Raw genomic sequence first — 11,741 nt, forward strand, 5'->3', positions numbered from 1 at the left:
GACAAAATAACGACAAAAAGAGGGTGCAATCATGAAGATTATTGAAGCGAACATATGGGGGATCCATCTTCCTCTTAGTGAACCATTTGTCATATCCTATGCGACATTTCCGCACATGCCTTCTATTATTCTGGAACTAAAAACAGATAATGGACTTAGCGGATTTGGTGAGGCTGTACCTGATGAGCATGTAACAGGGGAGTCTTTTGAAGGAGCATACGCGCTTTTAAAGCATATGCTGATCCCTGAAGTGATGGGCGAATCACCTTTTAACATTGAGCGGATCCATCAGAAAATGAATGACAGACTGATACATAACCCTTCAATTAAAGCAGCGGTTGATATCGCCTGCTATGACTTAATGGGAAAAGCAGCAGGTTTGCCGGTATATGATCTGATCGGCGGGAGAGCGCACGACAGGCTCACCTATCCAAAGGTTATTTCAATCGGGACACCGGAAAAAATGGCAGCACAGTGTACAGAGGCACTGAATGCGGGGTATGAAGAATTGAAAATCAAATTGAGCGGAGATGTACAGGCAGATGTGCAGCGCTTGCATACGATTCGTCAGACAGTAGGGGACCAGGTGCCGATCCGGGTGGATGTGAATCAGGGCTGGAAAACAGTTGATCAGGCAAAACGTGCGCTGTCACAGCTTATATCACTTGATCTGGACTGGATTGAACAGCCGCTTGCCCCGCATGAATTTGATGCCATGAATGAACTGAAGTCTTTCTCGGTCATTCCGCTGATGCTTGATGAAAGTGTTGTGAGTGAGACAGATCTGAACAGGGCAATCGTGGCACGTGCAGCGGATAAAATCAATATTAAGCTGATGAAATGCGGGGGAATCTATCCTGCTGTTCACATGGCAAAAACAGCAGAAGCAGCAGGGCTCACCTGTCAGATCGGTTCAATGGTGGAATCCTCAATCGGTTCAGCGGCAGGATATCACGCAGCAATGGCAAGAAAAAATATTTCCAGTACTGAGCTCACAGGTCCACTGCTGTTCTCAAAAGATGTTGGTAATCTGACATATCAGATCCCTGAAGTAGTGCTCACAGGACAGCCTGGTCTTGGCATTGAGATTGATCGCTCCGTGCTGCAGGATTTGAGTGTTAAATATGATGAGATAAAGGGGGATATCACATGAGTGAAAAGAAAAAGAAATTTCCGATTCCACATACGTATGCCATTATTTTTTCAATCGTCATTCTGGCAGCAATCGCGACTTATATTGTACCTGCCGGACAGTTTGATCGGGAGGAAGTAGATGGCAGGACGGTTGTAGTTGGTAACAGCTATCAGGAAGTGGAGTCAAATCCAATTGGCTTTTTCGAAGTCTTTATGGCCATTCCTGAGGGGATGGCAGCAGGTTCTTCCATCATTTTTTATATCTTTTTGGTAGGTGGAGCTTTTGGCGTCATCCGTGCTACAAATGCAATTGAAGCAGGTATACATAAAACGGTTGTAAAGCTTGGGAAAAAAGAGTTTTTATTAATTCCAATTACGATGTTTATCTTCTCGGTGTTGGGTGCAACAATGGGCATGTCAGAGGAGAGTATCATCTTTGTTCCAATTGGGATTGCGATTGCCCGTGCGATCGGATATGACGCCATTACTGGTACTGCAATGGTCAGCCTTGGAGCGGCGAGCGGATTTATAGGCGGCATGCTGAATCCATTTACTGTCGGAATTGCACAGGGAATTGCTGAGGTTCCGATCTTTTCAGGATTTGGTTTCCGTTTTGTTGTATACATTTTTATTCTCTCCCTGGCGATTTTCTATGTGATGCGTTATGCAAGAAAAGTGAAAAATGATCCATCACGCAGTGTCATTGCTGACCTTGAAATGAAGGCCAAGAAAGATGCGGAAAAGAAAATTAAAGAATCCGGGCTTCCTTCATTTTCAACAAGGCATTTGTTTGTGTTTCTGATTATCATTGGGGGTTTAGTATTTAACGTATATGGTGTATTCCAGTGGGGATGGTATTTAACTGAGCTCGCTGCATCGTTCATTATCATCGGTTTACTTTCAGGGTTTGTAGGCGGATTGAATGTGAATCAGGTATTTGATGCTTTTGTTGACGGCATGAAGCTTGTGGCATTCGGTGCATTGATTGTAGGTTTTGCCCGTGCGATTCTTGTTGTTATGGAAAATGGCGTGATTATAGACACACTTGTCAATTCACTCGCAGCAGTGATCAGTCAGCTTCCTCAGACAGTCAATGTAGTGGGAATGCTGGTTGTGCAGACAATTACAAACCTGTTTATCCCGTCAGGAAGTGGACAGGCTGCAACTACCATGCCAATCATGACACCTTTATCAGACCTGCTGGGCATTAATCGTCAGGTTGCGGTGCTCGCTTATCAATATGGCGACGGTATTTCAAATTCAATTATTCCGACATCTGCATCATTAATGGGATATCTTGCTGTTGCCGGCATTCCATATGAAAGATGGGTCAAATTTATTTGGAAATTAATACTTGGCTGGTTCAGTATTGCAGTTGTGGCATTGGTTGTTGCGGTGCTGATTGGAGTCTCATGATGGAGCAGCCATTACTTGAAAAGATATATAAAGACTTACACGAGATTGCAGAGGTAAGCTTTAAAGAAAAGAAAACGACAGAATATATCGCATCAGTTTTATCCAAGCATGACATACGTATTCAGACATTTGAACAGCATACTGGTTTGATTGCTGAAGTGGGAAGCGGCAGTCCGGTGGTTGGGCTGCGGGCTGATATTGATGCACTCTGGCAGGAGGTGGATGGTGAGATGAAAGCCAATCACTCCTGCGGGCACGATGCTCATATGACCATTGGAATTGGTACGTTACTTTCTCTGAAAGAAAAAGAGTCTCAATTAAAAGGTACCTTCCGATGCCTGTTTCAGCCTGCTGAAGAACAGGGGAACGGCTCACTGAAAGTCGTCAAAGCAGGAGCCGTTGATGATATGGACACTTTATTTGGTGTCCATCTGCGTCCCCGGGATGAAATCAGATTTGGAAAAGCAGCACCTTCAATTCGCCACGGTGCAGCAATCTTTTTCGAAGGTAAAATTATCAGTGCAGATGCCCATGGTGCCAGACCACACCAGGGGGTCAATGCAATTGACGTCGGCTTTGCCATTCAGCAGCGTCTGAATCAAATCAGGCTGTCTCCCATGACCCCGTATTCAATTAAGATGACTAAATTTCTGGCAGGCGGAAACAGTCCGAACATCATACCCGGAACCGCATTATTCAGTCTGGATTTGCGCTCGCAGACAAACAGCGGGCTTGATGAGCTTCAAAAAGAAGCCTCAGTCACGATTGAAGCGGTTAAGACAATGTACCAGGTAGAAATAGAAGGGAAATGGGTCGATTACACACCGGGTGCGGAAGTCTCATCAGAAACGGAAAACATACTCAGGACTGCCATCAGAGATGTGCTGGGTTCCGAAAACTGTGAGGACCCAGTCATCACACCCGGTAGCGACGACTTCCATTTCTACACAATCGAACGCCCACACCTTAAAGCCTCCATGCTCGCACTTGGAGCAGACCTGACACCAGGGCTTCACCATCCGCATATGAGCTTTAATCTGGATTGCCTGAAAATTGGGGTTGAAGTGATAGAGCGGGCGGTTATGGGAGTGATGGAGTGAAGGCAGGGACAGAGCGAAGGCAGGGACAGACCCTGTCTCCAGTGCCCACGTTGGGAGAGCGAAGAGAGGGACAGACCCTGTCTCCAGTGCCCACCGGCGGGAGAGCGAAGAGAGGGACAGACCCTGCCTTCGCTCCGACACCATTTTTCAAATTATCTAAAAATTCCCCTTGCTTTTTTGAAACCGCTATCATAAACTGTTTTTAAAGATAGTGATGTTTCACTAAAGGTCACTATAAATGATAGGGGGATGTTTATTTATGAAATATTTTTTGGACAGTGCAATTTTAGAGGAAATTAAGTATGCGTATGAGAATTGGGGCATTGATGGGGTGACGACGAATCCCCGACATGTGATGAATAGTGGGAAGTCGCAGGAGCAGCTGCTTAAGGAATTGGCTGAGGAGTTTAAGGGCGTTGAGAATTTCCCGATTTCTGTGGAGATTGATCCACATTTGGATGATGCGGATGAGATGGTGGCTGAAGGAAAGAAGTTTGCTGCATTATCACCGAATTTTATTGTAAAGATTCCTTGTACTGAGGCTGGATTGATTGCAGCGAAGAGACTTGAGGAGCAGGGTGTGAAGACGAATGTAACGCTAGTGTTCTCACCATCTCAGGCACTGCAGCCGGCTCGTGTAGGAGCAGCATTTGTGTCACCGTTTATCGGCTGGAAGGAACAGAGCGGGGATGAGACGGCTTCGTACATACAGGATATTGTGACGATTTACCGTAATTATGGTTATGAGACGGAAATCATTGTTGCAGCTTTGAGAAATGGACATCAGATTGCTCAGGCAGCGGTTGCGGGAGCGGATATTGTAACATGTGGATTTGACGTGTATAAGCAGAGCTTCTACCATCCATTTACGAACCACGGTCTTGGTGTATTTACAGATGCATGGGATAAAACGGTGAAAAGCTGATATGTCTTTACTGGATCAACTGAACGAAATAAATGCTGAGATAGACATTAAGCATGTAAGTGATCCTGCTTTTTCATTATACGGGCAGGTGCTGGAGATTCCAGCTGAGAGCTTTGAAGAAGTGATGACCAATAAAGAAGTACCTGAGGAAGGGAATGTATATGTCGCCAGTGATCAGGAGCTTGAGGCACTAGCAATCACTGCTTATATACAGGAACACATTTACGGTGGCTTCCCGGTTCAGGCAGGCTATTGTAATGGCAATACTGCAAAAATGAATGCGGTTGAATTTCATCATGGCAGTGAAGTAAATGTTGCCTGTACTGATTTGATTCTATTCTTAGGAGATCGCAGAAGAATTGAGAACCGGCAGTATCAGACGGACGACCTGAAAGCCTTCTTTATTCCAAAAGGAACAGTGATAGAAGTCTACAGTACAACGCTTCATTTCGCCCCGGCGAGTGTGAGTGATAAAGGGTTTAAGTGTATTGTGATTCTGCCGGAAGGAACGAACACGGATCAGGAAGGTGAAGCATTTCCGTATGTATTTGCTAAGAATAAGTGGCTGCTGATTCATGAGGAGCATGAAAAAATGAAGCAGCGCGGTGCGTTAGTCGGGCTGGCAGGTAAGAATCATGAGATCAAGCATGTAAAGGGGTAAGTGTTATGGAGACAACCAGGCAGGAAAGCTTTTCTGTACAGACAGGTGAAAATGAGTGGACGCTTGGACGGAAAGGTCATAACCTATTTCAGCATATTACGACCAAACCATTCATTTATGCGGGAACCGGTCATGAGAAAGTGGAGATGTACAGAGGGAACTTCAGGATTGAGGACCGTTTGGAAGAAAGAGTGGCGCTGCGTTTTGTGAAAGAGGAAAATGATGAGCTGTTTTTCTCGGCGGCAGGTCAGGAGCCTGTTATAAAAATGACTGCTGAAGTAAAAGATCAGCAGGTGACACTCTCTTTTGAATCACTTTCTTCATTATATAACCGTTTTTGGATCAGGCTGCAGGCTTCTCCGGAAGAAGCGGTATACGGATGCGGCGAGCAGCTTTCACATTTTAATCTGCGCGGTAAGAACTTTCCGCTCTGGACATCTGAGCCTGGTGTAGGAAGAAATAAGAACACCTATGTGACCTGGCAGGCGGATGTGACCGGAATGGCAGGCGGGGATTATTATCATACGAATTATCCTCAGCCGAGCTTCATCTCTTCAAGGCATTACGCAGTGCAGGTGGATACGACGTGCTATGCGGATTTCAATTTTGAGCACCCGGATTTTCATGAGCTTGAAGTATGGGGTGTGCCAAACCGTATCACCATTCTTGGAGGAGAATCGCTTCAGGATTGTGTGGAGAAGGTCTCTGACTTTTATGGCAGAAACCCGAAGCTTCCTGAGTGGGTCAATGAAGGGATTATGCTCGGTATCCAGGGTGGCACGCAGACGGTGGATGAGAAGTGGCAGCGGGCGGTTGATGAAGGTGTTCATGTTTCTGCTTTATGGGTGCAGGACTGGCAGGGCGAGCGCATTACCTCTTTTGGTAAAAGGCTGATGTGGAACTGGCAGTGGGATCAGAATCTGTATCCGGAACTGCCTGCATATATGGAAAAGTGGCGCAGCAGGGGTACGCGATTTATGGGCTATATTAATCCTTATATTGCAGTCGAAGGTGCACTGTTTAAAGAAGCTGAAGCGCATGGTTATTTTGCGCTGAACAGTGAAGGGGATACGTACTTAGTCGACTTTGGGGAATTTTACTGCGGGGTTGTGGATTTCACGAATCCGGAAGCCTTTGAGTGGTATAAGCAGGTCATCAAAACGTATCTGATTGACTTCGGGCTGAGCGGCTGGATGGCTGACTTTGGGGAGTACCTGCCAACGGATGTGATTTTACACTCCGGACAGTCAGCGATGGAGATGCATAACCACTGGCCGGTACTCTGGGCGAAGTGTAATCATGAGGCAATCAAAGAAGCAGGAAAGCTTGATGAGATTGTGTTCTTTATGAGAGCGGGTTATGCAGGGATCCAGGAATACTGCCCGTTGCTGTGGGGCGGTGATCAGTCAGTTGACTGGTCAGTGGATGACGGGATCAGATCTGTCATACCGGCTGCACTGTCTGCAGGGTTCTCAGGTATGGGTGTGCACCATAGTGATGTTGGTGGATATACCTCACTCCACGGTATAAAGAGAAGCAAAGAGCTTTTACTCCGCTGGGCTGAAATGTCTGCATTCACACCGGTTATGCGGTCGCATGAAGGAAATCGTCCTTATGACTGTGCGCAGTTTGATGATGATCTTGAAACACTGCATCATTTTGCTAAAACAACTGAATGGTTCAGAAAGCTGACGGATTACAGGAAGCATGTGCTGGCTGAGTATTATGATAAAGGCATTCCGGTACAGCGTCCTCTGCTTTTAAAAGATCCGGGAGATGAGAAGTTAACAGATGAAAAGTACAGCTTCCTTTTAGGAGAAGATCTGCTGGTGGCGCCTGTGGTTGAAGAAGGCGCTGTGACCAGAAAAGTATATCTGCCAAAAGGAGAATGGATTCATGTGTGGACCGGCGATCGCTTTTCGCAGGGTGCACATGAGGTGAAGGCTGAGATGGGTGAGCCGCCGGTGTTTTATTCAGCACAATCCAGCTGGGCAAAAGAGTTTACAAGCTTGAGAGGAGACTAATCAGTGACTTATTCAATTTTATATCTGCCAATTAGTCGAAAAACTTTTGATAATGAAGCAGCAGAAGAATATAGAGCTTTATCAGTTGAAAAGTTACAGGAGGTCGCGCAGGTTGAAGAGCCTGGACGTCTGCTTTCTTCAGTTGATGAGTTGAGAGAATATTTAACACAGGTGGACAGTCAGTCATTTGATGCGATTGTGTATCAGAGTACGACATTTGCTGATGCGGAATTTCCCGATGAAGTGACAAAATGGCGCAGGGAGCCGGTCGTTGTCTGGTCGGTTCGCGAGCCGAGTACTGGAGGACGTCTGAGACTGAATTCGTTAACAGGTGGTAACAGTACAAGCAACCTGATGAAGGTCAAAAAGCATCCGTTTCAGTTCATCTTCGGCAATCCGGATGAAGAAAGATGTATCACCGATTTGAAAAGAAGTCTGGTTGTTTTAAAAACGCAGACCCGTTTGAAGAATCTGAAGATCGGTGTCATAGGCGATCATCCGCCAGGCTTTTACTTCTCTGATACAGATGAGCAGCTGTTAAAAGAAAAGACAGGTGTATCAGTGGAGGCGATGGATCTGTATCACGCTTTTAATGAAAGTAAAAAAATTGAGCAGGCAGCTTATGAACCTGCGATTGCACTTGCTGAAAAGCAGGTGATCGGTTTAAACCGATCAGATGAAACGGTCACGCGATTTGCACAATTCTACACATATGTAGAAGAGCAGATCCAGCAGCGTGACATTGAAGCACTTGCGATCAGATGCTGGCCGGACTTTTTCACAGAGCTTGGAGCGGCTGCCTGCAGTACGCTTAGTCAATTTACAGAGCATGGGGTTGTGTCGTCATGTGAATCAGATATTCACGGCTCAGTGTCGATGTTTATTTTACAGGAGCTGAGCGGAGGATCCGCACCATATCTTGGAGACCTGGTCCACGTAGATGAAGAACATAACTCATTTGTGTTCTGGCACTGCGGTGCAGCAGCTTATTCACTGGCAAGCCCGGCAACCGGTGCAACTGCCGGGGTTCATCCGAACAGAAAGCTCGGAATGACAATGGAATTCGGGTTAAAAGCAGGAAATGTCACGATCTTCAGACTCCATTATGATGGTGAGAACTTTAAGTTCCTTGTATTCAGAGGTAAAGCGACTGACCGTCCTCAGCATTTTAATGGGACGTCTGTAGAGGTTGAAATTGAAAAGGATGTAAGAGAAACGCTGGATCACTTGATGGGTGAAGGCTATGAACCGCATTATGCAATTGTGTATGCTGATGTGGTAGATGAAGTGAAACGCCTTGGCAAGGTCATGAATATACCGGTTGATGTCGTGTAAGGAATAAGTAGTAAAGAAGGTGAAAGTCATGGCGAGACCGCCAAATATGCTGGATGCAACCAGCGGGGAAGCACTCTATCTCCAGGTGAAGGATATCTTGATCAGCCGGATTGAACAGAAAATCTGGAACGCAGGGGATCTGATTCCGACTGAACAGGAATTGATGAAGGAATTTGATGTCAGCCGGACGACGATTCGCCAGGCGATTTCGATTCTCGTTCAGGAAAACCTGCTTGAGAAAAAGCAGGGACGCGGTACAATTGTCCGTCCATCATTAATTGTAGGAAGCCTGAAAAAGCTGAAAGGCTTTGCTGAAGAAGTCATGGACCGGGGCATGCAGCCGCGTTCGAAGCTGATCAGGGCGCAAAAAACGAATGCCCTTTTTGAAGAAAAGTCGATTCTCGGTGTGCCGGAGGATGGCTACATTTATCTCGTGGAGCGGGTACGGTTTGCTGATGACATACCGCTTGCAGTTGAACGCTCATGCTGGCCGCCGCACATTGGAGAAATTCTGATGAATGAAGACCTGGATAATGCTCACTTTTATGAAATCCTGGAGCGCAACGGGATTTTTCTGAACCGGGCTAAAGATAAAATCTCAGCCATTAATGCAACGGTGCATGAGGCTGATCTGCTCGGGATCAGACCGGGAGAAGCGTTACTTGAAATGTCGCGATTAAGTTTTGGACTGAATGAAAAGCCACTTGAGCTCACGAAGACGAAATACCGGTCAGATCAGTATCATTACACCATTGATCTGCACCGGTAACCAGACTGGAGGTTCACGCATATGGAAAGCACGACTTTAAAGCAATATGGATTACTCATTGATCATCAATGGGTTGAGACAGAAGAAGCGATGGCAGTAGTGAATAAATCAAATCAGGAAGATTATGCGAAAATTTCAGTTGCATCCAAAACACACGTGGATGAAGCGGTCACATCAGCTAAAAAGGCACTGGAGAATGACTGGGGTCCTTATGACCGCTACAAGGTATTAAGTAAAACATCAGCACTGTTACTGGAAAATAAAGAGGAGATTGCACAGATTATCACAGCAGAAGTCGGTAAACCGATTAAGGATGCCCGTGTTGAAGTGGAACGTGCGGCACTGACGCTTGAGATCTCAGCTGAGGAAGCAAAACGCATCCACGGTGAGGGCGTTCCGGTTGAATCAGCACCCGGTTCAGAAAACAGGCTCGCATTTACAATCAAATCGCCGGTTGGTGTGGTTGCAGCGATTACACCATTTAATGTGCCGCTGAATCTTGTCTGTCACAAAATCGGACCGGCGCTCGCAGCAGGGAATAGTGTGGTGCTGAAGCCTGCAGAAGTCACACCAATCTGTTCACTGAAGCTTGTGGAATTATTGCTTGAAGCTGGGCTGCCACATGGACGTCTGCAGTATGTAACCGGGGACGGAGCAGTGATTGGTGAAGCATTCCTTGCTCATCCTGATGTCAACATGCTCACATTTACAGGGAGCCCGAGAGTAGGAGAGCTGCTGAAAAGTAAAGCCGGGATGAAAAAAGTATCCCTTGAGCTTGGAAACAATTCAGCTACTGTGGTTCACAGTGACGCTGATCTGGAAAAGGCTTCATCGCTGGTTGTTCAGAAAAGCTTTAACAGCGCCGGCCAGGTATGTATTTCAGTCCAGCGCGTATTTGTTCATAAAGAAGTGGAAGCGCAGTTCCTGTCACTTGTAAAAGAGAAGACAGAGCAGCTGGTAACGGGAGATCCTTTTGATGATCAAACGGATGTCGGTCCTCTGATCCGTCTAAGTGAAGCTGAACGCGTGGAAGAATGGATAAATGAAGCATTACATGAAGGTGCAGAGCTTGTAACCGGCGGAAAGCGGGACGGTGCTTATGTTCAGCCGACGATCCTTAAAAATGTAACGTCTTCAATGAAAGTATGTAAAAAAGAAGTATTCGGTCCGGTTTTCTCGATCGAAACATATGACGATGAAAACGAAGTCATTAAAAAAGTAAACGACTCAGATTACGGTCTGCAGGCAGGACTTTTCACTTCGAGCTTAAGCTTTGCAATGAAAGCGGCTAAGAAGATTCATGTCGGCGGCGTGATCGTCAATGATGCATCCATGTACCGTGCAGATCATATGCCTTATGGTGGTGTGAAGATGAGCGGGAGTGGAAAAGAAGGTCCTAAATATGCAATTGAGGAAATGATGGAAGAAAAAATCATTGTCTTTAACTTGTAAGGCAGAGACAGGTTTCAGTCAATGAATGTTCTGTCAGTCATTGCACCAATCTTTATTATTTTTGCAGTCGGCTTTTTCGGACAAAAGCATCTACAGCTGAATACAAAGACTGCCTCAACACTGGCGCTGTATCTGATGTCACCTTTTCTGGCATTCAGGACGTTTTACACGCAGCCAATCCAGGAGGAATTTTTGTACCTTTGTCTGTATGCTGCAGGTCTTTGCTTCATTCTAATTGGAAGCGTTTACTTATATGGCCGGGTTAGACGCTTACAGCAAAAAGAGATCAGTGCGCTGGTACTATCGAGTGCCTTTATGAATAACGGGAACTATGGAACGCCTGTCATTCTGTTCGCATTCGGCTCAGCCGGATTTGATGTTGCCATCATGCTGATGGTGATCCAGCAGCTGCTGATGAGCACAGTCGGCATTTACACTGCAGCCAGGGGCTCTGAGAGTGGCGGGTCAGTAAAGCCTGCGTTAAAAGCGGTTGTCAGAATGCCAATTGCTTATGGTGCTTTTGCGGGTCTGGCATTACAGCTTTCCGATGTTCAGCTGGCCATTCCGCTGTTTAATGCAATTGATCTCATTGCAGATGCGGCAATTCCGACGATTATGCTGATACTCGGGATGCAGCTCGCTTCTATCCCGTGGAAATTCTCAGATCCTCAGAATTTATCAGTAGCGTTAATTACGAGACTGGTTCTATCACCGATTGTAGCGCTTGGGTTGACGCTTCTGCTGCCGGTTGATGAATTGACTGCAGCTATTATGATTATCATGGCTGCTACACCTGCAGCTGCAAATACGACGATGTTTGCGATTCAATATGGAGCAAAACCGGAATTTGTATCACGGGTCACGTTGTTTTCAACAGTATTGAGTGTTGTAACGGTTCCAATTGTTTTGTGGCTCACTACTTAAT

10 protein-coding genes are annotated in these 11,741 nt (G+C 46.0%); all 10 read left to right on the forward strand.

What is annotated here, in order from left to right; all coding sequences use genetic code 11:
- Window positions 1-31: 31 nt before the first annotated feature.
- The 10 genes from UFB30_RS04060 to UFB30_RS04105 all read left to right on the forward strand — a co-directional run bounded on the left by UFB30_RS04060 (window position 32) and on the right by UFB30_RS04105 (window position 11,740).
- Window positions 32-1,153 carry a mandelate racemase/muconate lactonizing enzyme family protein gene (locus tag UFB30_RS04060; protein WP_322420394.1) on the forward strand — a complete coding sequence of 374 codons (1,122 nt, stop codon included), beginning with the start codon at window positions 32-34 and terminating at the stop codon, window positions 1,151-1,153.
- Window positions 1,150-2,550, forward strand: a complete 1,401-nt coding sequence (locus tag UFB30_RS04065) for a YfcC family protein (protein ID WP_322420395.1) — start codon at window positions 1,150-1,152, stop codon at window positions 2,548-2,550. Before UFB30_RS04060 ends, UFB30_RS04065 begins: the two co-directional genes overlap by 4 nt.
- Complete coding sequence (locus UFB30_RS04070; RefSeq protein WP_322420396.1) at window positions 2,547-3,650, forward strand: M20 peptidase aminoacylase family protein; 1,104 nt, start codon at window positions 2,547-2,549, stop codon at window positions 3,648-3,650. The genes UFB30_RS04065 and UFB30_RS04070 overlap by 4 nt, the downstream gene beginning before the upstream one ends.
- Window positions 3,651-3,909: 259 nt before the next feature.
- Window positions 3,910-4,575: a transaldolase family protein gene (locus tag UFB30_RS04075; RefSeq protein ID WP_322420397.1), complete on the forward strand. Its 666-nt coding sequence runs from the start codon at window positions 3,910-3,912 to the stop codon at window positions 4,573-4,575.
- Window position 4,576: 1 nt separating this feature from the next.
- Window positions 4,577-5,236, forward strand: coding sequence for a DUF4867 family protein (locus UFB30_RS04080; RefSeq protein WP_322420398.1), 660 nt, complete (start codon window positions 4,577-4,579; stop codon window positions 5,234-5,236).
- Between the two features lie 5 nt (window positions 5,237-5,241).
- Window positions 5,242-7,260: an alpha-glucosidase gene (locus UFB30_RS04085; RefSeq protein WP_322420399.1), complete on the forward strand. Its 2,019-nt coding sequence runs from the start codon at window positions 5,242-5,244 to the stop codon at window positions 7,258-7,260.
- 3 nt (window positions 7,261-7,263) lie between these two features.
- The gene (sftI, locus tag UFB30_RS04090) at window positions 7,264-8,595 is read left to right on the forward strand and encodes a sulfoquinovose isomerase (protein WP_322420400.1); all 1,332 of its coding nucleotides are present in this window, start codon (window positions 7,264-7,266) and stop codon (window positions 8,593-8,595) included.
- 28 nt (window positions 8,596-8,623) lie between these two features.
- On the forward strand, window positions 8,624-9,364 hold the full coding sequence (locus tag UFB30_RS04095; RefSeq protein ID WP_322420401.1) for a GntR family transcriptional regulator: 741 nt from the start codon (window positions 8,624-8,626) through the stop codon (window positions 9,362-9,364).
- A gap of 21 nt (window positions 9,365-9,385) precedes the next feature.
- Entirely contained in the window at window positions 9,386-10,816 is a 1,431-nt protein-coding gene (locus UFB30_RS04100; protein WP_322420402.1) for an aldehyde dehydrogenase family protein, read from the forward strand.
- A 21-nt stretch (window positions 10,817-10,837) separates the two neighbouring features.
- Complete coding sequence (locus tag UFB30_RS04105; protein ID WP_322420403.1) at window positions 10,838-11,740, forward strand: AEC family transporter; 903 nt, start codon at window positions 10,838-10,840, stop codon at window positions 11,738-11,740.
- The last annotated feature ends 1 nt before the right edge of the window (window position 11,741 follow it).

Source organism: Jeotgalibacillus haloalkalitolerans, from assembly GCF_034427455.1.
In the GTDB taxonomy this organism is placed as follows: Bacteria; Bacillota; Bacilli; order Bacillales; family Jeotgalibacillaceae; genus Jeotgalibacillus; species Jeotgalibacillus haloalkalitolerans.